General features: G+C 72.6%; 21 protein-coding genes. 11 read left to right on the top strand and 10 right to left on the bottom strand.

Features of this window, described 5'->3' with window-relative positions:
* The 5 genes from HF577_RS28815 to HF577_RS28795 form a co-directional block, all read right to left on the bottom strand.
* A partial coding sequence (locus HF577_RS28815) for a 2-oxoglutarate dehydrogenase E1 subunit family protein (RefSeq protein WP_407692247.1) occupies nucleotides 1-341 on the bottom strand: 341 nt, incomplete at its 3' end.
* A gap of 78 nt (nucleotides 342-419) precedes the next feature.
* A complete protein-coding gene (locus tag HF577_RS28810) occupies nucleotides 420-1202 on the bottom strand; it encodes a hypothetical protein (RefSeq protein WP_169399127.1) in 783 nt (260 codons plus the stop codon).
* An 82-nt stretch (nucleotides 1203-1284) separates the two neighbouring features.
* Nucleotides 1285-2316 (bottom strand): LLM class F420-dependent oxidoreductase, encoded by a 1032-nt coding sequence (locus tag HF577_RS28805; protein WP_169399126.1) that lies wholly within the window; start codon nucleotides 2314-2316, stop codon nucleotides 1285-1287.
* Between the two features lie 156 nt (nucleotides 2317-2472).
* Nucleotides 2473-3117: a dihydrofolate reductase family protein gene (locus tag HF577_RS28800; RefSeq protein ID WP_169399125.1), complete on the bottom strand. Its 645-nt coding sequence runs from the start codon at nucleotides 3115-3117 to the stop codon at nucleotides 2473-2475.
* Nucleotides 3118-3331: 214 nt separating this feature from the next.
* Nucleotides 3332-3607: a hypothetical protein gene (locus HF577_RS28795; protein ID WP_169399108.1), complete on the bottom strand. Its 276-nt coding sequence runs from the start codon at nucleotides 3605-3607 to the stop codon at nucleotides 3332-3334.
* On the opposite strand from HF577_RS28795, the gene HF577_RS28790 reads away from it, so the two are divergent.
* Nucleotides 3551-4711: an HNH endonuclease signature motif containing protein gene (locus HF577_RS28790; protein WP_169399124.1), complete on the top strand. Its 1161-nt coding sequence runs from the start codon at nucleotides 3551-3553 to the stop codon at nucleotides 4709-4711. The genes HF577_RS28795 and HF577_RS28790 overlap by 57 nt on opposite strands.
* Nucleotides 4712-4744: 33 nt before the next feature.
* On the opposite strand, the gene HF577_RS28785 is transcribed toward HF577_RS28790, so the two are convergent.
* Nucleotides 4745-5461: a dienelactone hydrolase family protein gene (locus tag HF577_RS28785; RefSeq protein ID WP_169399123.1), complete on the bottom strand. Its 717-nt coding sequence runs from the start codon at nucleotides 5459-5461 to the stop codon at nucleotides 4745-4747.
* A gap of 27 nt (nucleotides 5462-5488) precedes the next feature.
* Between HF577_RS28785 and HF577_RS28780 the strand changes: the two genes are divergently transcribed.
* Nucleotides 5489-5989 (top strand): NUDIX domain-containing protein, encoded by a 501-nt coding sequence (locus HF577_RS28780; protein WP_169399122.1) that lies wholly within the window; start codon nucleotides 5489-5491, stop codon nucleotides 5987-5989.
* Between the two features lie 12 nt (nucleotides 5990-6001).
* On the opposite strand, the gene HF577_RS28775 is transcribed toward HF577_RS28780, so the two are convergent.
* Nucleotides 6002-6595: a TetR/AcrR family transcriptional regulator gene (locus HF577_RS28775; protein ID WP_169399121.1), complete on the bottom strand. Its 594-nt coding sequence runs from the start codon at nucleotides 6593-6595 to the stop codon at nucleotides 6002-6004.
* Nucleotides 6596-6682: 87 nt separating this feature from the next.
* Between HF577_RS28775 and HF577_RS28770 the strand changes: the two genes are divergently transcribed.
* Entirely contained in the window at nucleotides 6683-7438 is a 756-nt protein-coding gene (locus tag HF577_RS28770; RefSeq protein WP_169399120.1) for an SDR family NAD(P)-dependent oxidoreductase, read from the top strand.
* 14 nt (nucleotides 7439-7452) lie between these two features.
* Here the strand turns inward: HF577_RS28770 and HF577_RS28765 are convergent, their stop codons facing one another.
* Nucleotides 7453-9012: a long-chain-fatty-acid--CoA ligase gene (locus tag HF577_RS28765; RefSeq protein ID WP_169399119.1), complete on the bottom strand. Its 1560-nt coding sequence runs from the start codon at nucleotides 9010-9012 to the stop codon at nucleotides 7453-7455.
* A 193-nt stretch (nucleotides 9013-9205) separates the two neighbouring features.
* Between HF577_RS28765 and HF577_RS28760 the strand changes: the two genes are divergently transcribed.
* The 6 genes from HF577_RS28760 (at nucleotide 9206) to glmS (ending at nucleotide 17806) form a co-directional block, all read left to right on the top strand.
* Nucleotides 9206-9961 carry an SGNH/GDSL hydrolase family protein gene (locus tag HF577_RS28760; RefSeq protein WP_169399118.1) on the top strand — a complete coding sequence of 252 codons (756 nt, stop codon included), beginning with the start codon at nucleotides 9206-9208 and terminating at the stop codon, nucleotides 9959-9961.
* Nucleotides 9962-9975: 14 nt separating this feature from the next.
* Nucleotides 9976-10890, top strand: a complete 915-nt coding sequence (locus HF577_RS28755; RefSeq protein WP_169399117.1) for an ABC transporter ATP-binding protein — start codon at nucleotides 9976-9978, stop codon at nucleotides 10888-10890.
* Nucleotides 10875-11708: a hypothetical protein gene (locus HF577_RS28750; RefSeq protein WP_169399116.1), complete on the top strand. Its 834-nt coding sequence runs from the start codon at nucleotides 10875-10877 to the stop codon at nucleotides 11706-11708. The genes HF577_RS28755 and HF577_RS28750 overlap by 16 nt, the downstream gene beginning before the upstream one ends.
* Nucleotides 11709-11828: 120 nt before the next feature.
* Nucleotides 11829-15593 carry an ABC transporter ATP-binding protein gene (locus HF577_RS28745; RefSeq protein WP_407692246.1) on the top strand — a complete coding sequence of 1255 codons (3765 nt, stop codon included), beginning with the start codon at nucleotides 11829-11831 and terminating at the stop codon, nucleotides 15591-15593.
* A gap of 91 nt (nucleotides 15594-15684) precedes the next feature.
* Nucleotides 15685-15954 carry a hypothetical protein gene (locus tag HF577_RS28740; RefSeq protein WP_407692245.1) on the top strand — a complete coding sequence of 90 codons (270 nt, stop codon included), beginning with the start codon at nucleotides 15685-15687 and terminating at the stop codon, nucleotides 15952-15954.
* A gap of 25 nt (nucleotides 15955-15979) precedes the next feature.
* Complete coding sequence (gene glmS, locus HF577_RS28735) at nucleotides 15980-17806, top strand: glutamine--fructose-6-phosphate transaminase (isomerizing) (protein ID WP_169399113.1); 1827 nt, start codon at nucleotides 15980-15982, stop codon at nucleotides 17804-17806.
* Here glmS and HF577_RS28730 read toward each other — a convergent pair.
* Both HF577_RS28730 and HF577_RS28725 read right to left on the bottom strand, forming a co-directional pair.
* Nucleotides 17793-18341 (bottom strand): MSMEG_0567/Sll0786 family nitrogen starvation N-acetyltransferase, encoded by a 549-nt coding sequence (locus HF577_RS28730; RefSeq protein ID WP_169399112.1) that lies wholly within the window; start codon nucleotides 18339-18341, stop codon nucleotides 17793-17795. The two genes, glmS and HF577_RS28730, sit on opposite strands and share 14 nt — an antisense overlap.
* On the bottom strand, nucleotides 18338-19504 hold the full coding sequence (locus tag HF577_RS28725) for an MSMEG_0568 family radical SAM protein (protein ID WP_169399111.1): 1167 nt from the start codon (nucleotides 19502-19504) through the stop codon (nucleotides 18338-18340). The genes HF577_RS28730 and HF577_RS28725 overlap by 4 nt, the downstream gene beginning before the upstream one ends.
* A 67-nt stretch (nucleotides 19505-19571) precedes the next feature.
* On the opposite strand from HF577_RS28725, the gene HF577_RS28720 reads away from it, so the two are divergent.
* Together HF577_RS28720 and HF577_RS28715 are read left to right on the top strand one after the other, a co-directional pair.
* On the top strand, nucleotides 19572-20780 hold the full coding sequence (locus tag HF577_RS28720) for an MSMEG_0565 family glycosyltransferase (RefSeq protein ID WP_169399110.1): 1209 nt from the start codon (nucleotides 19572-19574) through the stop codon (nucleotides 20778-20780).
* Nucleotides 20781-20802: 22 nt separating this feature from the next.
* Nucleotides 20803-22125 (top strand): serine hydrolase domain-containing protein (locus tag HF577_RS28715; protein WP_169399109.1); only part of this gene is annotated, 1323 nt, incomplete at its 3' end.

The following is a 22125-nucleotide window of genomic DNA, read 5'->3' as shown; positions in this document are numbered from 1 at the left end:
GTCATCGCCTTGCGGTCGCCGACGCGGCGTCGCTCGCTGGGCTCGGCCGGCTCGGCCGTGGGGGTGGGTGCCGGCGCGGCGGCGGCAGCAGCCGATCGGTCGGCGGTGGGGGTGGGTGTGCCGTTGCTGCTGGAAGCGCCGTTCTCGTCGGTGGGACGGTAGTCCGCGAAGAACTCGTGCCACGCTGGGTCTACCGAGTCCGGATCGTCGAGGAAGCGCTGGTACATCTCCTCGACGAGCCATTCATTGGGACCGAACTGGCCTGCTGCATTCGAGGTACTACTGCTGGACACGCTGAAGACCGCCTTGATCGGATCGCATCGTCTCGCCGAGGACTGCACCCCAGGTTAGTCCTCCCGGATGAGGAGGGGGTACCGCGCGCCGGGGGAGGCGTAGCATGCTTGGCCGCCTACACCTGATCAGGTGCGGGGCAGGTCACCCGGCGCGTCCACCACGGCCGTGCGGACCGCGGTGGTGCTGATCACGGTTCCCTCCGGCAGCCCGCAGCGTGAGTCCGTCCGGAGCGTGTCGCGTTCCCCGGCGAACTGGCCGTCGGCCGGATCGATCAGCAACTCGGTACGGGTACGACCCGCGTCGTGGACGATGGCGAGGCACGCGTGGCCGTCCACGTTGAGCACCCGGTCCTGCACCGACACTCCCGGCAGCCCGGTGAGGGCGCGGTAGAACGTCGCTCGCAGCTCTCCCGGCACCAGCGCCGTGCGCAGCGCCGTGACGGCCGCCGCGAACGGACCGAACCAGCTGCCCGGGTTGTCCTCCAGCAGGCGCGCGAGCAGCTCCGCCGAGTCCGTGGGCAGCCCCTGGATGAACTGCGGGGTGGGCGACTGCCAGCTGCCACGCCGCGGGGTGACCGGGCCGCAGAAGTGGTCGAACTCCATGCTGCCGTCGGTGCGGAACTCGCCGTACGGGGCCCGGAACCGTCCGACCGGGGCAACGTCCCGCAGGTCGAAGCCGTCGTCGGCGGCCTCCTGCGCGGAGCCCGTCAACCAGGTCTGCGCGCCCGTCAGCTCCCGGTCCAGCACCCACTCGCGCTCGGGTCGGGCGGGCACCCACTGCCGGAGCCGGTGCTCGGTGAGGTGCTGGTGCGGGCCGAAGGTCCCCAGCCACCACGCGTGAGTCTCGACGTACCGGTACTGGTCGGGTGCCATCGGTCGGTCGGACACGGCGATGGCTAGGTCGAGCAACGCACGCTCCTGCGGTCGTGGAGGGGGTTCGACACAGAGTGTGGCTTGGTGACCGTCCGTCAATTGCGGCGGCCCCCCTCACTCAGGCGATCCACTCCTTGACCTGCGCGAGCAGCTTCAGCGGATCGCTGCCGACCGGGTTCACGTGCACATGCGTCACGCCGGCCTCCCGCAGTGCCTCGATGCGCTCCCGCACGTGCGACGGGGGGCCGATGAGCGTGGCCTTGTCGACGAAGTCGGCAGGCAGCGCCGCGGCCGCCTCCTCCTTGCGGCCGTCCAGGTAGAGGTCCTGGACGAGCGTCGCCTCGTCGCCGAAGCCCTGGCGGCGGAACACGGTGTTGTAGAAGTTGCGGCCGCGCGCGCCCATCCCGCCGATGTAGAGGGCGAACATGCCCCGGGCCAGCTGCCGCGCCGGCTCGAACATCTCCTCCTCCATGGCAAGGATCCCGCCGCCGGTGATCTGCAGCGGGCCCAGCTCGGGAGCGCGCTTGGCGGTGCCCGCGTCCAGCGCCGGCCCGAAGACCTCACGCAGCTTCTCCGGCATCAGCACGGTGGGCAGCCAGCCGTTCGCGAGCTCGGCCGTCATCTCGACGTTCTTGTCGCCGAGCGACGCCACCCAGATCGGGATGTCGGGCCGGCGGGGGTGGTTGATCAGCTTGAGCGGCTTGCCCAGCCCGGTGCCCTGGCCCTCCGGCAGCGGGATCGGGTACAGGCCCTCGTTGGTGACCGGCTCCCGTCGCCACACCTTCCGGCAGATCTCGATGATCTCGCGGGTGCGGGCGACGGGCTTGTCGTACGGGACGCCGTGGAACCCCTCGATCACCTGCGGACCGGACGCGCCGAGGCCCAGGATCGCGCGCCCGCCCGACAGCGCGTCGAGACCGGCGGCCGTCATCGCCGTCAGGGTGGGGGTGCGGCTGTAGATCGGGAGGATGCCGGAGCCGATCTGTACCCGCTCGGTCTTCGCGGCCAGGTATCCCATCAGCGACACCGCGTCGAAGCTGTACGCCTCGGCGACCCACACGACGTCCAGACCGGCCTGCTCCATCGCGACCACCGCGTCCGCGTTGCGGATCGGGTCGTCGCCGTACTGGAGTTGTGTCGAGAGCAGCATAGGACCAGCCAACACAGGGGTTACTGGTCAGTCAAGTAAGCCCCGCCGATCACCCGTGCCGATCGCACCCCCCGTTGCAGCAAAGCCACGTTCATGCAAGCACGTTGCCGCAACGTGGCTTTGCTGCAATACCGGGTGGGGCTTCGGGGCCCTAGGTCACCTTCGCCAGAACAGGTGGTGGGTCACGCCGCTCGGGCTCGGCACGACATCGAGGTGGAACTGGTCACGCAGCTCGTCGGGTGACTCCCAGAGCCGCGACCCGGATCCGAGCTTCACCGGCGAGACCGCCACGTGCATCGTGTCGACGAGGCCGGCGTCGACGAACTGCCGGATGGTGGTGGCCCCGCCGCCGAGCCGGACGTCCTTGCCCTGCGCAGCGTCCCGCGCCCGCTCGAGGACCGCCGCGGGGTCGGCGTCGACGAAGTGGAACGTGGTGTCGGAGAGGGTGAACGACGGACGCTCGTGGTGGGTCAGCACGAACACCGGGGTGCGGAACGGGGGTTCGTCGCCCCACCAGCCGAGCCAGCTGTGGTCGAGCCAGGGGCCGCGCTGGGGGCCGAACTTGTTGCGGCCCATGATCTCGGCGCCGATGTTGCGCTCGTAGTCCCGGGTGAGGTAGTCGTCGAGGCCGCGGCTCCCGCCGGGCTCGGTGCGCATGGGCCAGCTCGCCGTGGCGCCGCACCAGGCGAACATGTCGCCGGGGTTGGCGTGCCCGAACGGCCTCTCGAGGCTCTGGTTCTCGCCTGCGCCGAACCCGTCGCTCGACACGTTGAAGTTCTGCACTCTCAGCAGCTGACTCACGCAGTTCCTCCTGCACTTGTGGCGCCCTCGTCCGGCGCCGTCGGGAGGTAGTCGGAGCCGGCGCGGCTCTCTCGACATCATTGCCACCGGTCTGCGACCAGGTTCTGTCAGACCTGCGAACTAGAATCGAACACATGTTCGATGCTGTCGCGGAGGTCGCTCCGATGCCGTGGTCCGATTTCACCCCGGACGGCATGGCGGTGCTGGTCCTGGATCAGGCCGGACCGCCCGTGGACGGGTTCGAGGCGCTGGAGCGGATCGGGGCGTGGGAGAAGGTCATCGCCTGGGCGCAGGCCCGCCAGTACGCGGAGATCACGCAGTTCGTCGCGGCGGCCGAGACCAACCCTGCTGCGGGTCTGACCGCGGTGCAGGCGGTGGAGTCCGTGCAGGCCGAGGTCGGGATGATGCTGCGGCTGTCCCCCGGCGGCACCGCGTGGCGGGTCGGGGAAGCCCGGCAGTTGGTGGAGGAGTTCCCAGCCGCCTTCGCCACCCTGGAGGCTGGGCGATCACCCTGCCCAAGGCGCGGATCATCGCCGAGGGCTGTGCTGATCTGGATGCGGCGACTGCGGCCGTGGTGGAGCGGAAGGTCTTGCCACGGGCGCCGGAGCAGACCACCGGGCAGCTTCGCGCGGCGGTGCGCCGCGCGGTGCTGCGCGCCGACAGTGAAGCCACCGCCCGGCGACGCGAGCGCAAGCGGCGCGACCGCGGCGTGGTCCTCTACCCGGAGCGCGATGGGATGGCCACCCTGTCGGCAACGTTGCCGGCGGCGGAGGCGGTGGGGGTGTTCGCGGTGCTGGATCAGCACGCCCGCGGCTGCGGCGGTGCCGATGAGCGGCCGATGGCGGCGCGGCGGGCGGATGCGCTGGTGGATCTGGTGTTGCGGGAGACCGGGTTCTGCAGCCCCGCGGGACAGCAGGCCGCCACCACTTCCTCAGTCCCCACCGGATCCCGCACCAGCAGCCCAACCGCAGGGATCGAGCCGGTCGTACCGGGGTCCGACCGGCTGCCAGGACTGGCGCCAGAGGGTGGTGTCCCCGCCGTCACGAACAAGGTGTCGATACAGATCCGGGTCACCGTCCCCCTCGACACCCTGCGCGGCGTGAGCGACGAACCCGGTGAGCTCGCCGGGTACGGCCCCATCCCCGCCGAGTACGCCCGGGAACTGGCCGCCGACCCCGACAGCATCTGGCACCGCCTGGTCACCGACCCTCTCAGCGGCGCACTGCTCGACTACGGCACCACCCGCTACCGCCCACCACCCCACCTGACCGAACACGTCATCGCGCGCCACCAGTACTGCCAAGGGCTCGGCTGCCGGGTGCCCGCCGACCGCTGCGACCTCGACCACAACATCCCCTTCGACCCCGTCGCGGGCAACGGGCCCACCTCCGCGGCGAACCTCGGCCCGAAATGCCGGCCGCATCACCGGTTGAAGGGCATGCCGGGCTGGAGCGTCAGCCAGTACCCCGACGGATCGATCCTCTGGACCACACCGAGTGGCCACGCCTACCGGGTCGACCCACCCCCACTCACCGAACCCCGCACCCCGAAGGAGGCCACGAGCACCGGAGCCGACGAACCGCCACCCTTCTGAGGCCCAGGGGCAGTGGGTCAGTGAGTCAGTGGGTCAGTGGCGCAGGTGCTCGTCGAAGAACTCGATGGTGCGGTCCCAGGCCACCCGTGCGGAGGTCTCGTCGTACATCGACGGGGCGTCCCAGTTGGAGAAGGCGTGCCCGGCGTCGTAGCGGTGCACGGTGGCGTTCGGGCGCCCGGCCATGGCCTGTTCGACGGCGTCGATGTCCTGGGCGGGGATGTAGGGGTCGCGGTCGCCGTAGTGGAGGAGGATCGGGCACTCGATCTGCTCCGCCAACCCGAGCATGCCCGTGATCCCGGAGCCGTAGTAGGAGACCGCGGCGTTCGGCCCCTCCCCGTCCACGCGGGAGGTGGCGGCGAAGAGGTAGGCGAGCGTGCCGCCGAGGCAGAAGCCCACGCCGCCGACCTTGCCGTCGCAGGCGGGCATCGCGCGCATGTGGGCGAGCGTTGCGGTGATGTCGGAGCCTGCGAGCTGGAAGTCGAGCTGGTGGACACGCTCGAAGCCGTCGGCCATGCCGGACTCGTCCTTGCGCTCGAACCGGGGCTCGATCCGCCAGAACATGTCGGAGGCCAGCGCCACGTACCCGGCGGCGGCGAGCCGCTCGGCCAGGCCGCGGATGTTGTCGTTGACGCCGAAGATCTCCTGGAAGATCAGCACCCCCGGCGCGGGGCCCGTCTCCGGGACGGCGCAGAACGCGTCGAAGACACCGCCGTCGGCAGCAGTGATCTTCTCGTAGTGGGAGCTGACCATGGCCCGCAGCGTAACTACGCTGCCGTCGTGAGTTTCCGCGTCGTCCCGGCCGCGTACGTCCTGCCCCTCCGGCGCGTCGGCGAGACCGACGAGGTGCTCCTGCAGCTGCGATGCGGCACGGGCTACCGCGACGGTCACTGGGCGGCGGCCGCCGCCGGTCACGTCGAGGCCGATGAGTCCGTGTACGCCGCCGCGTGCCGCGAGGCCGAGGAGGAGCTGGGCATCGGCATCACCCCCGCCGACCTGGTGCCGCTCACGGTGATGCACCGCACCCAGGGCAACGGTCAGCCGATCGACGAGCGCGTCGACTTCTTCTTCTCCTGCCGCACCTGGACGGGTGAGCCTCGGCGGGTGGAACAGGCCAAGTCGGCCGACCTGCGCTGGTACCGCCTCGACGACCTGCCCGAGTCGGTGGTGCCGCACGAGCTGTTCGTGCTGGAGGGCCTGCGGAGAGGGGACCTGCCGGCGATCGTCAGCTTCGGCTTCGACCCGGCCGTCTCCTCCGAGCCCGGCGCACCCCGCCGCTGACGCCTCGGCGGATCACGACGTCGGGGCGCCCGGCAGGAGCTGGTCGACGAGGGAGCGTGCGGTCGCCGTCAGCGTCCCGATCTCCATGCCGGTGCGCCCCATGAACACGAGCCCCTGCTGGGCGGCGAGCAGGGCGCGCGCCGTCTCGATCGGATCGGCATCGGGCGGCACATCGCCCTCGTCCTGGGCCCGCACGACGCACTCGGCGACCAGGGCGGTGGTGGCCTCGTAGGTGCGCCGGGCCTCCGTCAGGACGTCGGGGTCCGCGGTAGCGAGCTCGCAGGTGCTGTTGGCCATGAGGCAGCCGCGCCGCGCCGCGCCCGCGTCGCTCACCGGTGCCATCACGAACGTCCGCAACGCGTCCAGGGCCCGGGGAGTGGAGTCGAGCATCTCCCGCAGGTACCCATGGCTGACGTCGGTGTAGCTGCGCAGTGCCCGGAGGAAGAGCCGGCGCTTGTCGCCGAAGGCCGCGTAGAGGCTGCCTTTGCCCAGCCCGGTGACGCGGAGCAGGTCCTCCAGTGAGGTGGCCGCGTAGCCGGCGTCCCAGAACTGGTCGCGGACCGCGTGCAGCACGCGCTCCTCGTCGAACTGCCGCGGTCTGGCCATGGGATCAGTCTAGTAATTCTTGACCGATCGGTCCACCACTCGTATTGTGGACCGGAAGGTCAAGAACTCGACGGCGATGGGACGGCAATGGGTCAGCTCGACGAGAAGACTGCTCTGGTGACCGGCGGAAGTACAGGTATCGGGCTCGCGGTGGCGAAACGCTTCGCGGAGGAGGGAGCCCGCGTCCACCTGACGGGGCGGCGGCAGTCGGAACTGGACTCCGCAAGCGCTCTCCTCGGAGACAGCGTCACGGCCATCCGCAGCGACGTCTCCGATCTCGACGACCTGGCTCGCGTGTTCGGAGTCATCGAGGAGGGCGGCAGAGGTCTCGACGTCGTCTTCGCGAACGCCGGCGGTGGCGACATCACCACCCTCGCCGACCTCACGCCGGAGAGCTTCGACAAGACGTTCGGCAGCAACGTCCGGGGCACCGTCTTCACGGTCCAGAAGGCGCTCCCGCTCCTGAACGAGGGCGCATCCATCGTGATCACCGGGTCCAGCTCGGCGAGCCGTGGCACGGCCGGCTTCGGCGTCTACTCCGCATCCAAGGCGGCGGTCCGTCAGTTCACCCGGGTCTGGGCCGCCGAGCTGGGCCCCCGAGGTGTGCGCGTCAACACCGTCACTCCTGGGCCGACCGACACCCCCGGACTGCGTGGCCTGGCCCCCGACTCGAGTGCGGCGCCCGGCCTCCTGGACGCCATGGCCAAGCAGCTTCCGCTGGGACGGGTCGCTCAGCCTGCGGAGATCGCCAATGCCGTGCTCTTCCTCGCGTCCGCCCAGTCGAGCTTCATGACCGGAAGCGAGCTCTTCGTGGACGGCGGCGAGGTGCAGTCCTACCTCTGAGCCGCACCGGCGCTCTACACCAGCCGGCGTTCGCGGCCCTCCCAGTAGGGCTCGCGAAGGTTCTTCTTCAGCACCTTGCCGGTGAGGTTGCGCGGCAGTTCCTCCGCCACGTCCACGGACTTCGGGCACTTGAACCCCGCGAGCCGTTCACGGCAGTAGGCGAGCAGCGCCTCGGTGTCGACCTCGCAGCCGGGCGCCGGGACGACAACGGCCTTGGGAACCTCGCCCCACCGGTCGTCGGGCACCCCGATCACGGCGACGTCGGCGACGGTGGGGTGCTCGGCCAGCACCCGCTCGATCTCGGCGGGGTAGATGTTCTCCCCGCCACTGATGATCATGTCCTTGATCCGGTCGGTGACGTAGACGTACCCGTCGGCGTCGACATAGCCGCCGTCCCCCGACCGCAGCCAGCCGTCCGGGGTGATGGCGGCGGCCGTGGCGTCCGGCTTGCCCCAGTAGCCGCGCATCAGCTGCTGGGTGCGCACCCAGATCTCGCCGACCTCACCGCGCGGTACCGGGCCGCCGGTCGCCGGGTCGCGGATCTCGATCTCGACGTTGTGGATCGGCCTGCCTGCGGACACGAGACGGTGCGCGACGGCGGGATCCTCGTGGTCCTCCGGGCCGAGCGCGCTGACGACGCCGCACGCCTCGGTCATTCCGTACACCTGGTGCATCACGCCGGGGAACAGCTCCAGGCAGGCCCGCATCACCGGCAGCGGCATCGGGGAGGCCCCGTAGGTCACGGCCTTGAGTGCCGAGAAGTCGTGGTCGGCGGCCCCGGGCACCTGGGCCATCACCGCCATCAGTGCGGGCACGAGGAACGTGTGGGTGATCCGCTCGGACTCGAGCACCTCCAGCACCGTGGCCGGGTCCGGCAGCCGCAGCATCACGATCTGCGCACCGGCGGAGATCGTGATCAGGGCGTAGCTGGTGCCGCCGACGTGGTAGAGCGGCATCGCGACCTGTACCCGGGCGTCCGGGTCGATCCGGAAGTCGACGGCGCAGTTCTCCGCGTGGGCGAGCATGCCGCGGTGGGTGAGCATCGCGCCCTTCGGGAAACCGGTGGTGCCCGAGGTGTAGAGCTGCACGAAGCAGTCGTCGGGGTGGGCGGGGTGCACCTCCGGATCGGGCCGGTGCGCCGCCAGCCAGGCCTCGTACTCGTCGTCGGCGCCCCCGACCTGGATCACGCGCTCGACCGTGGGCAGCTGGTCGCGCACCTGTGCCACGGCCGCGGCGAACTCCGGCCCGACGAACAGGATGCGCGCCGCCGCGTCGTTGACGACGTAGACGATCTCGGGCGGTGCCAGTCGGAAGTTCACCACCGCGTTCGCCGTGCCGATCTGCGCACAGGCGAGGGTGAGCTCGAGGCAGGCCGGATGGTTGAAGTCGAGTACCGCCACCCGGTCACCGGGACGCAGTCCCGCCGCGCGTTGCGCCGCCGCGTTCTGCCGTACCCGGCGGGCCAGCTCGGACCATGTGCGGGCGGTGCCACCGAAGCGGATCGCGACCGAGTCCGGCCGCTCGGCCTCCCACCTCGCGAGCGTCGAGGTGAAATCGGTGAGCTGGCTGGTCATGCGGCCTCCCGGTGACGGTGGGCGGGCGGACACTCGCCGTGACGATGCGCATGGTAACGGCGTGTGGCGATCACGAGAACCCGGTGGTTCCGGCGTGGGGACCCGCTCGGTGGACGATCACCGCCGCTGGCTACGGTGACGACCCTCGCCCCCGTGTCGCCACCAGCAGGCGCCGACCGCTCGGAGTCCCGACATGAGCTCTCCCCGGCAGGTTCCCCAGATGCGTGCGGCAGCGCGTCGGGTCAAGGCGGGAGGTGAGAGATTCCTCGGTGGCGTGCTGCCGGGAGCCTCCGCGCGCAGGCTTCGCGAGGCTGCGTACGCCGACGACTGGGCCGCCGCCAACATGGAGGCCCGCCGGGCCACGGGACCGCTGTGGGTCGTGCTCGGCGACTCGGCCAGCCAGGGGATCGGCGCCACCACCCGCGAGGTGGGTTACGTCGGGGTCGTCCACGAGATGCTGCGCCGCCGCGACGCCTGGCGCGTGGTGAACCTGTCCCGGGCGGGCGCCGACGTGGCGGACGTCCTCGCCCGCCAGCTCCCCGAGCTGGCCTCGCTCACCGCCGAGGAGCCGGCTGCGCTCGTCAGCTGCATCATCGGCGCCGAGGACGTCGCCCGGCACACCCCGGGGCTGGACACCTCGCTGCGCCAGGTGATCGCCGCGCTGCCCACCGGCTCCGTCATCGGCACCATCCCGCGCACCGGGCGCGGCGCGCCGACCGCGGCACTCGACGCCGTGATCCGCGAGGAGGCGGCGCGCCACCAGCTGCGCATCGCGGAGCTGCCCTCCCGCAACCTGGGACGCGTCCGCGACCACGCGATCCTCGGCGACGTCGGGCACGGCGCGTGGGCCAAGGCCGTGATCGCGGCGATCGACGGGCCGCCCGCCGAGATCGCCTCGACCACCGACCCCGCCCTTCCCGTGGTGCCCGCCCTGCCCGACCCGAGCTAGCTCGTTCCGATCGGATGAACGATCGGAGCGGGCGCGTCACCGTCCAGGGGCTGAGCAAGCGGTTCGGTGCGGTCGTCGCCGTGGACGGGGTGACGTTCTCCGTGGAGCCCGGGGTCGTCACGGGCTTTCTCGGGCCCAACGGGTCGGGCAAGACCACGACCCTGCGGATGATCGTCGGGCTCATCACGCCCACCACGGGCGATGCACGCGTCAACGGCGTGCCGTTCGCCGAGCTGTCCGATCCGGCGCGGGTCGTCGGCGCGGTGCTCGAGGCCCAGGGGTTCCACCCGGCCCGCACCGCGCGCAGGCACCTGCTGGCCTGCGCGGCCGCGATCGGGGTGCCCGACGCCGCGGTCGACCACGTGCTCGGCACGGTCGGGCTCACGGCTGACGCCGACCGGGGGGTGGGCGGCTACTCGCTGGGGATGCGGCAGCGGCTGGCCCTTGCCGTGGCCCTCCTCGGCGACCCGCAGGTGCTGATCCTCGACGAGCCGGGGAACGGGCTCGACCCGGAGGGCATCGCGTGGCTGCGGGCCTTCCTGCGTGCCTTCGCCGCGCAGGGACGCAGCGTGCTCGTCTCCAGCCACCTGCTCGGCGAGGTGGAACAGACCGTCGACCACCTCGTGGTGATCAGCAAGGGCCGCTGCATGTTCCAGGGACCGCTCGCGCAGCTGCGGGGGTCGCGCCGGGCGCGCGTGCTGGTCCGGTGTGCGGCGCCGGCCCGGCTGGCCGACGCGCTGGCCCGCACCGGCGTCCTGGAGATCGACACGTTGCCCGACGGGCGCCTCGGGGTGGCGGGCACCGACCCCGTCCACGTCGGGGACGTGGCACTCGCCGCGGGGGTGGCGATCTACGGCCTGGCCGAGGAGAAGATCGATCTGGAGCAGCTGTTCTTCCAGCTCACCGCCGGACCGTGGCGGGCGGGCTGATGGGACGGCTGCTGCGCGCCGAGCTGCGCAAGGTGTCCTCCACGAAGCTGTGGTGGGGACTCCTCGTGCCCGCGGTGGTGCTCTCGATCATCATCAATGTGTTCGGCGGCCTGTTCACCGCGGCGATCCCCGACGACGGGGGCAGGCTGCCGCTGCTGCTGGGGTCGCTCGCCTACACGCTCGGCCTGACCGCGGTGTTCGCTGCCTGCTACGGCGTCGTCGCCACGGCGGGGGAGTTCCGCCACCGCACCGTCACCACCACCTACCTGCTGGGACCGAGGCGGTGGCAGGTTCAGCTGGCCGCGATGGGCGTCAGCGCCGTCGTCGGGGCCGGCTACGGCGCGGTGGTGGCGCTGGTGGGGGTGCTGGCGGGAGTCGCCGGTCAGGCCGGAAGCGCGTTCCCCTCGGTGGGCGCGCTGGTCGCCGTCACGGCGATCGGCATGGTGGTGTCCGCGCTCTGGGCGGCGCTGGGTGCCGCGCTGGGCGTCGTGGTCGGCAACCAGGTGGGCGGGCTCGTCGGCGTACTCGTGTACCTGCTGCTCGGGGAGCTGCTGATCTCCGCGCTGCTCAACAGCGCCGCCTCCGTCACACTCCAGCGGCTCACGTCCTACCTCCCGGGCAACGCGGGCGACATCGCGATCTACGACATCCCGGCCCGTGTGCTCGCGGGGCCCCAGATCGGCAGCAGGCTGGTCGAGACGCTGGCCGGCGTCACCGCTCCACCGCCGTGGTGGGGCGCGCTGCTGGTGCTCGCGGTGTGGACGGCGGCGGTGGGCGCGACGGGCTGGGTGGTGGGTTCTCGGCGCGACGTCACCTGACGCCGGTACGGCGCATCCGGAACCGCTGCCGACATGTCGGGGCTGTGACGTCCGCCATGTGATGTGTCGCTTGTGAGGTGATGTTCGTCGGCGCCACCTGTCGGGGCCGCGGCTTACGGTGTGTTCGTGCCCGACGCTGCTCCCCCTGGCTGGATTCGCCGACTCGTCAGTGCTTGTTTCCGCCACCGAGGGGTGGCCATCGGCGCGCTCGTGGCGTCGGTTTTCGGGGTCGGTCTCGACGCCGTCGGCCCGTTGCTCACGCGGGTGGTCGTCGACGACGCGGTGCAGGGGTCCACGGCCGTGCTCGCCGCCGTCGTGGTGGCCTTCCTCGTGCTGGCCGTGGTCCGCTTCGTCTCGGCCTTCTTCCGGCGCTACCTCGCCGGCAGGCTCGCCCTGGACGTGCAGCACGACCTGCGCCGCCAGGTCTTCGCCGCCGTGCAGCGGCTCGACGGCGAGCGCCAGGACGCGCTGCGCACCGGCCAGGTCGTCTCGCGGGCGATCACCGACCTGCAGCTCGTGCAGTCGCTGCTGTCGCTGGTGCCGATCTCGCTCGGCGGGGTGGTGCTGGTCGTGGTGTCGATCGGCGCGATGCTGTGGCTCTCACCGCTGCTCACGCTGGTGGCGCTGGTGCTCCTGCCCGCCGCCACGTGGATCACCCTGCGCACCAGGACCACGCTGTTCCCCGCCACCTGGTCGGCCCAGCAGCGGGCGGCCGACATCGCGCAGCAGGTGGAGGAGACGGTCACGGGGGTCCGGGTCGTCAAGGGGTTCGGGCAGGAGCGCCGCGAGGTCGCGTCGCTGGAGCGCGGCGCCCTGCGGCTCTTCGCCGAGCGCATGCGGGCCGCGCGGCTCACCGCCCGGCTCAACCCCACGCTGCTCGCGCTGCCCACGCTCGGGCAGGTCGGGGTGATCGGGCTCGGGGGCTGGCTCGCGCTCAACGGCTCCATCAGCCTCGGCACCTTCCTCGCCTTCACCACCTACGTCGCACAGCTCGTCGGCCCCGCGCGGCTGCTCGCCTCGCTCGTGGTGAGCGCCCAGCTCGCGCGGGCGGGGGTCGAGCGTGTGTACGACCTCGTCGAGTCCCGGCCCGACGTCGTCGACCCCGAGGTGCCCGTCGCGCTGCCTCCCGGCCCGCTGTCGCTGGAGTTCGACCACGTCCGGTTCGGCTACGGCGACCGTGAGCCGGTGCTGGCCGACGTGTCGCTGCGCGTCGAGCCCGGCGAGACCCTCGCGCTGGTGGGGCCGCCCGGCTCCGGCAAGTCCACGGTGGCGCTGCTGCTGCCGCGGTTCTACGACCCGCAGGAGGGCGAGGTGCGCCTGGGTGGCGTGCCGCTGCCCCGGATGCGGATGGCCGACCTCCGGCGCGAGCTCGGCGTGGTGTTCGAGGAGGCCTTCCTGTTCTCCGACACCATCCGGGCCAACATCGCCTACGGCCGTCCCGACGCGAGCGAGCACGAGGTGCGGGCGGCGGCACGGGCCGCGCAGGTGGAGTCGTTCGTCGAGATGCTGCCCGACGGCTACGACACGCTGGTCGGCGAGCGGGGGCTCACGCTGTCGGGCGGGCAGCGCCAGCGCATCGCGCTCGCCAGGGCCGTGCTCACCGACCCGCGGGTCCTCGTGCTCGACGACGCCACCTCCGCGGTCGACACCGCCACCGAGGCCGCCATCCACGAGACGCTGCGCACCCTCACCGCCACCCGCACCACGGTGCTGGTGGCGCACCGTCGTTCCACGCTCGCCCTCGCCGACCGCATCGTCGTGCTCGACGCAGGCCAGGTCGTGGACGTGGGCACCGAGGCCGAGCTCACCGAACGCTGCGCCCTGTTCCGGGAGCTCCTCGCGGTGGCCGAGCCGGAGCCGGCGTCCCCGGCAGCCGTCCCGGCGAAGGAGTCCGTCGCGTCGCCGTCGGCCGGTCCGTGGACGACGCAGGCCACCCCGGAGCTCTGGCCGGAGCCCGCGGCTGCGGCGCGCGGCCTGCGGGGCGGTGGTTCCTCCCGTGGTGGAGCGGCCGGCGGCGGGGGCGCGGGCGGCGTGTCGGCAATGGCAGGTGCCATGCCGCCCACGCCCGAGCTGATGGCCGCCGTGGAGGCGCTGCCGCCCGCCACCGAGCAGCCCCGCCTCGGCAGCACCGACGCCACGGCGCCCGACCCCGAGTTCCGCCTGGCGCGGCTGCTGCGGCCGGTCCGCGCGCTGCTCATCGTCGGTGTCACGCTCGTGGCGCTCGACGCACTCGCCACCCTGGCGTTCCCGAGCGTCGCGCGCCTCGCCGTCGACGGGGGGATCTCCGCGCACGCACCGGCCGTCCTGCTCACCGCCGCGCTGGTGGGGCTCGCGGTGGTGGTGCTCGACTGGGCCGTGGTGGCCGCGCAGACCGTGGTGGCCGCCCGCGCCGGCGAGAGCCTGCTCTACCTGCTGCGGGTGCGCAGCTACGCCCACCTGCAACGACTCGGGCTGGACTACTACGAGCGCGAGCTCTCCGGCCGGATCATGACCAGGATGACCACCGACGTCGACGCACTGTCGACGTTCCTGCAGACCGGTCTGACCCAGGCGGTGGTCAGCCTGCTCACCATCGTCGGGGTGGCCGTGGCGCTGCTCGTCACCGACATGGAGCTCGCGCTGGTGGCGCTGGCCGCGCTGCCGGTGCTGGTGGTCGCCACGGTCGTGTTCCGCAGGATGTCCTCGATGGCCTACGCGGAGGCCCGCGAGAAGGTCAGCATCGTCAACGCCGACCTGCAGGAGAACGTCACGGGCGTGCGCATCGCCCAGGCCTACGTCCGCGAGGAGCGCAGCGCCACCACCTTCGGCGAGCGCAGCGCGGCCTACCGGCACTCCCGGCTGCGGGCGCAGCGCTACATCGCCACCTACTTCCCGTTCGTTGCGCTGCTGTCCGACATCTCGCAGGCGGTGGTGCTGGGCGTCGGGGCGGCGCGCGTGGCGTCGGGGGAGCTCACGCCGGGTGTGCTCACGGCGTTCCTGCTCTACCTCGGGCTGTTCTTCGCGCCCGTCCAGCAGCTCTCCCAGGTCTTCGACGGCTACCAGCAGGCCCGGATCGGTCTCTCCCGCATCTCCGATCTGCTGCGCACGCCCACCTCGGTGCCGCCGGAACCCCTCGGCGAGCCTGCGACGGTGCCGCCCCGGCTGCGCGGGGAGGTCGAGCTGCGCGACGTCGGGTTCGCCTACGCGGGTTCCGACAGCCCGGCGCTGGAGCACGTGTCGTTGCGCGTGGCGCCGGGCGAGACGGTCGCGTTCGTCGGGGCCACGGGCGCGGGGAAGTCCACCGTGGTCAAGCTGCTCGCCCGGTTCTACGAGGCCGGTAGCGGTGCCGTGCTCGTCGACGGCGTGGACATCCGGCGGTACCCGTTGGGCGACTACCGCCACCGGCTCGGCATCGTGCCGCAGGAGCCCCATCTGTTCACCGGTGACGTCGCCGCCAACATCGCCTACGCCCGTCCGGACGCCACGCCCGCCGAGATCGAGGGCGCCGCACGGGCCGTCGGTGCGCTCGACCTGGTGCGCAGCCTGCCCGGAGGGTTCCGGCACCTGGTCGGGGAGCGGGGGCAGGGCTTGTCGGCGGGGCAGCGGCAGCTGGTGGCGCTGGCCCGCGCCGAGCTCGCCGATCCCGACCTGCTGCTGTTCGACGAGGCCACCGCGGCGCTCGACCCGGCCACCGAGGCCGCTGTCCTCGCCGCGAGCGACCGGGTCGCGGCCCGGCGCACCACCTTCGTCGTCGCCCACCGGCTGGCCACAGCGGCCCGGGCCGACCGCATCGTCGTGCTCGACGGCGGGCACATCGTCGAGACGGGTACCCACGACGAGCTGCTGGCCGCGGGTGGCTTCTACGCGAGGCTGTGGGAGGCGGGAGAGCTCGAACCCGCCGCCTGACCGGCCCCCGGAGTCGCGAAAGCTCCGAATCCTGCCCGATATCGGGCACAGAAGTTGGAGTATGGGCGCCCGCAGGGCACTATCAGCTCTCGTGCCCGCCGGACCGTACGACGACCTCATCGCGCACCTGGTTCGCAGCACCCCGCTCAACGCGGGTGAGGCGGCACGCGTGGTGGCCGAGGTGGTCGGTTACTTCGCCGAGGAGCTGCCGGAGTTCGTCCGGCGGCGGCACGCGGAGCTGAAGAACCGCGGGCTCACGAACGACCAGATCTTCGCCGTGGTGGCTGCGGAGCTGGCGGTGCGGCGCGTGGCGCCGCCCCAGCAGTCGGCCCGCCAGCTGCGGCGGATGGTCTACGGCTAGTGGACGAGAACCGAGAGGACACTGTATGTGCGGCATCGTCGGTTACGTCGGTCCCCAGGACGCCGCCCCGATCCTGCTCGAGGGTCTGGGCCGCCTGGAGTACCGCGGCTATGACAGCGCCGGGGTGGCGCTGAGCTCCAAGGGCGCGCTCAAGGTGCGCAAGGTGAGCGGTCGCGTGGCCGACCTCGCCGCCGAGCTCCCGGCCAGGTTCAAGGGTTCACCCGGCATCGGCCACACCCGCTGGGCCACCCACGGCGAGCCGAACGAGGTCAACGCGCATCCCCAGCTCGACGCCGCGGGCCGCATCGCGGTGGTGCACAACGGGATCATCGAGAACGCCGACGAGCTGCGGGCCAAGCTCACCGCCGACGGCGTGGAGTTCGTCTCGCAGACCGACACGGAGGTCGTGGCGCACCTCGTCGCGGCGGCCTTCGCCGCCGGGGCCGGGGACCTCGAGCAGGCCGTGCGACAGGCCCTGCGGCAGGTGGTCGGTGCCTACGGGCTCGCGGTGCTGGACGCGGAGTACCCGGACCGGATCGTCATCGCCCGCAACGGCAGCCCGGTGCTGCTGGGCGTCGGGGAGAAGGAGATGTTCGTGGCGTCCGACGTCGCCGCGCTCATCGGGTACACCCGCCAGGTCGTCTACCTCGACGACGGCGAGCTCGCGACGATCACGGCGGGCGGCTACCGCACCTACACCCTCGATGACCGGTCCACGGCGAAGAGCCCGTCCACGATCGACTGGGACGTCGTCGGGGCCGAGATCGGCGACCACGCGCACTACCTGATCAAGGAGATCCAGGAGCAGCCGCGCACGATCGAGCGCGCGTTGAAGGGGCGCATCGACGAGCGGTTCGAGACCGCGCACCTCGGCGGGCTCAACCTGAGCGTGCGCGAGGCACGCGAGGTGAAGCGCGTCAAGATCCTCGGCTGCGGCTCGGCCTGCTACGCGGGGGAGCTGGGCGCGCAGCTCATCGAGGACCTCGCCAGGGTGCCGGCGAGCGCCGAGGCGGCGTCGGAGTTCCGCTACCGCAACCCGGTGGTCGAGCCGGACACGCTGTACGTCGCCGTCAGCCAGTCCGGCGAGACGATCGACACGCTCGCGGCGGTGCAGGAGCTGCAACGCAAGGGCGGCCGCGTGATCGGCATCGTCAACGTCGTCGGCTCGACGATCGCGCGCCAGGTGGACGGCGGCATCTACCTGCACGCGGGCCCGGAGATGTCGGTGGCCGCCACGAAGTCGTTCACCTCGACCGTCGCGGCGTTCGCGCTGCTGGCGCTGCACCTCGGCCGCATGCGCGACCTGTCCCCCGAGCAGGGGCGGCGCATCATCGCCGGCCTCACTGCGCTGCCGGGCCAGATCACCGAGATCATCGAGCGGTCGGAGATGATCGCCGGGGTGGCGGCGGAGATCGCGCAGAGCCGCAGTGTGATGTTCGTGGGCAGGCGCCGCGGGTGGCCGGTGGCGCGGGAGGGCGCGCAGAAGCTCAAGGAGATCTCCTACGTGCACGCCGAGGCCTACCCGTCGGCCGAGCTCAAGCACGGCCCGCTGGCCCTGATCAGCCCCGAGATGCCGACCGTGGCGATCGTCCCCGACGACGACCTGCTGGACAAGAACACCTCGACGCTGTCGGAGATCAAGGCCCGCAAGGGCCCGGTGATCGCGGTCGCGCACCGCGAGCTGCCCGCCGAGCTGGCCGACCGCACACTGGTGATCCCGAAGAACGAGCCGGAGCTCGACCCGATCCTGATGTCGATCCCGCTGCAGATCCTCGCCTACCACGCCGCTGTCGTGCTGGAGCGCGACGTGGACAAGCCCCGCAACCTCGCCAAGAGCGTCACCGTGGAGTAGTCCCGGCGAGCCACGGGCACAGCGCGATCGGCTCGACGCACATCGGGACGTGCGGGTGGCCGACGTAGGTCTCCACCGGCCCGTCGGTGCGCCAGCCCAGACGGTGGAAGAACCGCTCGTTGGCCTGCTGCACGTGCGCACGCATCAGCCGGCCGCCACGCGCACCGGCGGCGGCCACGGCGAACCGCACGAGTGGTGCGCCGATGTTGGCCGCGCGGAACTCGGGCAGCACCGCGAGCCGGTCGCCCAGCCATTCGCCGGGCCCGACCGGGTAGAGCCGCACGGTCCCGGCCGGACGGCCGGCATGCAGCGCGAGCACGTGCACCACGTCGGTGCGGGCGTCGTGCGCGTCCTCGTCGGTGCCGGTGAAGAGGCTCTGCTCCTCGACGAACACGGCGTGGCGGATGCGGTGGTGTGCGGCGAGCCCGGCCGCGTCACGGACCGGGCGGCAGTGCACCGGGTCGACGCCGACCAGCACGTTCACCGGCGGCACCGGACGGATGCGGGTCGGGCGGGAGAGCGCGGGCGCGGTCATTCCGGCCGCCTGCCGATCTGCAGCAGCGGCGCTCCACCCGGAGCACCGCCGGTCGGCCCGCACGGTGCGGGCGACCCGGCGTTCTGCACGAGGTTCAGCGATGAACAGGCCTGGCAGCGGGCGCAGCCCGCCACGGCGGTGTCGGCGCCCAGCCCGCGCTCCGCGAGGAACCCGGCGACCTTCCGGTAGATCGGCTCGGTGTACTCGCGGGACGGCGCGGGCACGTCCTGCATCAGCGAGCCGGCCACCGGCCGCAGCGGCACGACGAACGGGTAGACGCCGATGTCGACGGCGCGGCGGCACATCTCGACGGTGAGCTCGGGGTCCTCGCCCATGCCGAGGATGACGTAGGTGGAGACCCGGCCCTCGCCGAAGAGCCCGACGGCGTGCTCCCACGTGCGGAAGTAGGTCTCGATGCCGGTGCGGAACTTGCCCGGGGCGACGCGAGCCAGCACTGCGGGGTCGAACGACTCCACGTGGATGCCGAGCGCGTCGACCCCCATTTCGTGCACCTGGTCGATCGTCGACAGGTCGCGGGGCGGCTCGAACTGCACCTCGACCGGCAGCCCGGCGGCCTCCTTCACCGCCTGCCCGCACCGCGCCACGTACAGCGCGCCGCGGTCGGGCGCCACCGACGAGCCGGTGGTGAGCGTCGCGTCCACGGCGCCGTCCAGCTCCTTGGCGGCGACGGCCACCTCGGCCAGCATCTCCGGGGTCTTCTTCGCGATGGTGCGCCCCGCCGCGAGGGAGAGCCCGATGCCGCAGAAGCCGCACTGGTCGGAGTTGCCCCAGTAGTTGCACGCCTGGACGACGGTGGAGGCCAGCGAGTCCAGGTGCAGCAGCGCGATCTGGTGGTAGGGGACGCCGTCGGCGGTGGTGAGGTCGTAGAACCGCGGCCGGGCCGTGCCCGCCACCGACGCGACCTTCGCGCCGTCGCGGTAGATGGCCTGGCCGTCGTCCTCGGCGCGCAGGGAGTACGGCGAGGTCGGGCTCGGGGGCACCGTCACCGGCACGCCCTCGATCCAGAGCATGCCCGAGTCGGACGGGCCGGCGCCGCCCTGGCGGGACGTCTCGAGCGTGGTCTCCAGCCGCAGGCCGACGCTCTGCAGCTCCATGATCAGCCCGGCCACCCCGAGTGTGGTGCCCTCGTCCACCGCCGTCATGCCCGTCCCCCTGGGTCGTTCACTAGAGTAACTGCTCGTGTCCCATAGGAAACCTCTCGGCCCGGCTGTGTCAAGCGACCGGTTCGTCGCTGCATCCGACGTCACGCGGGTAGCGCTCGTCAGCCACTCGACGACGCCGCGCGGTGGGCACGTCCACACCCTCGGGCTCGCCGAGGCGCTGCACCGCAGCGGGCATCCCGTGCACGTCGTGGCGCTCGGTGACCCCGCTGCGGGGCTCTACCGGCGGCAGACGGACGCGCCGCACACGGTGCTGCGCGGACCGTCGCGCGAGGGCACCACGCTGGAGCAACGCGTGCTCAGCGCGATCGACCTGCTCGCGGCGGGGCTCGCGGAGCGCATCGCCGAGTTCGACGTCCTGCACGCCCAGGACTGCATCGCCGCCCGCGCGGCGCTGCGGGCCCGCGCGGTCACCGGGGCGGCCGTGCGCGTGCTGCGCACCGCTCACCACGTCGACGACTTCACCACGCCCGTGCTGATCGACTGCCAGCGCCGGGCGATCACCGAGCCGGACCGGGTGCTGGTGGTGAGCGAGCAGTGGCGGGCGATCCTGCGTGCCGAGTTCGGCGTCACGGCCACCGTGGTGCCGAACGGGGTCGACCCGGGCCGCTTCCCGCCGGTGCCGGAGGCGGAGCGGGCCGCTCTGCGCCTGCGGGTCAGGGCCCGCGGTCCGCTGCTGCTCGCCGTCGGGGGGATCGAGCCGCGGAAGGGGAGCCTCGTCGCGTTCCGGGCGCTCGCCGAACTGGCCGCCGAGGCCGACACGGCGGGCACGCCGCGTCCCGTGCTCGCCGTCGTCGGCGGCCACTCGTTCCAGGACTTCGCGCCCTACCGGGAGGCCGCGCTCGCCGACCTGCCCGGCATGGGGCTGCGGGCCGGCCGGGACGTCGTGGAGCTCGGCACCGTCAGCGACGCCGAGCTCGGTGCCTGGTACGCGGCCGCCGACGTGCTCGCCTACCCGTCGCTCAAGGAGGGCTTCGGGCTCGTGACCATCGAGGCGATGAGCCAGGGCCTGCCGGTCGTGGCCAGCGACGTGCCGGTGTTCACCGAGTACCTGACCCACGGTGAGAGCGCGCTGCTCCCCGCGGCAGGTGATCCGGTGGCACTGGCCGCGGCCCTGCGCGCCGTGCTCACGGACGTCCCGCTGCGGGATCGCCTGCGGGTGGCCGGGGCCGCGGTGGCGGCGCGGTACACCTGGGCCGCCGCCGCGGCGCGCCACGCCGAGATCTACGCCGAGCCCGTCCCCGCGCCGGCGGGCTGAGCCCGCCGCTAGCGTGGCCCGCATGCCGTCTCTGCTCCCCAGCACCGCCCGGACGCTGCTCGCCCGCACCGCTCGCGCCCAGCGTGACGGTCGCGTTCCCGCGCTGGTCGCCGGCGTCGTCCGCGACGGCGCGCTGGTGTGGTCGACCGGGCGCGGTGAGATCACCGAGCCGCACCAGGACGTCCAGTACCGGCTGGGGTCGATCAGCAAGACCGTCACCGCGATCACCGTGCTGCGGCTGCGCGACGAAGGCCGGCTCGACCTCGACGACGCGCTCGACGTGCACCTGCCCGGGACCCCGCTGGGCGGCCGGACCGTCGGCCAGCTGCTCTCGCACCTCGCCGGTGCCGGGTCGGAGAGCCCGGGTCAGTGGTGGGAGCGGGCCCCGGGCACGACGCTGGAGGGCCTCGGGCTCTCGGCCGCCGACGTGGTGCTGCCTGCCGCGCGTCGGTTCCACTACTCCAACCTCGGGTTCGGGCTGCTCGGTGAGCTGGTCGCCAGGGCGCGCGGCCGTTCCTGGGCCGAGGTGGCCCGCGACGAGGTGCTCGCCCCGCTCGGCATGACCCGCACGACCACCCGTCCATCGGGCCGCGCCGCCCAGGGCTACGCGGTGCACCCCTGGGCCGACGCCGTGCAGGTCGAGCCCGAGCACGACGCGGGAGTGATGGCCCCGGCGGGCCAGCTGTGGGCCACCGCCACCGACCTGGCCCGGCTCGGCGCGTTCCTGCTCGGCGACACCGGCGGCGTGCTCTCGCCCGACACGCTCGAGGAGATGACGATCCCGGCGGGCATCGACTCGTCGGCGGCGACCTGGTCGTCCTACGGGCTGGGTGTGCAGGTCCAGCGCGTGGGCACCGACCCGGCCCGGCCGGGCCCGGTGCTGGTCGGCCACGGCGGGTCGATGCCCGGGTTCCTCGCCGGCCTCTGGGTCGACCGCGAGGAGGGCGCGGGCGCGCTCGTGCTGGCCAACACGACCTCGGGGCTGGACAACGGCCTGACGGCGGCGTTGCTCGCCGACCTGCGCGCCGCCGAACCCCGGATCGTCGACCCGTGGACGCCGCAGAGCTCGCCGGTGCCGCTGGAGCTGCTCGGCCCCTGGTACTGGGGCCCGTCGCCGTACGTTCTGCGCGCGATCCCGGGAGGGCTCCTGCACCTGGGCGGCCTCGGCAGGCCGGGGCGCACGAGCCGGTTCCGGCCAGGCCCCGACGGCACCTGGGTGGGTCTCGACGGCTACTTCGCCGGGGAGACGCTGCGGCTCGACCCGGTGGCGCTCAACCTCGCGACGTTCGTCTTCACCCGCACGCCCTACGACCCCGCGGCGCCGGTGCCGGGCGGGGTCGTAGGG

The sequence above is a fragment of the Pseudonocardia xinjiangensis genome (assembly GCF_012911925.1).
GTDB lineage: Bacteria > Actinomycetota > Actinomycetes > Mycobacteriales > Pseudonocardiaceae > Pseudonocardia > Pseudonocardia xinjiangensis.
This window is presented reverse-complemented; position numbering and strand designations above follow the sequence as displayed.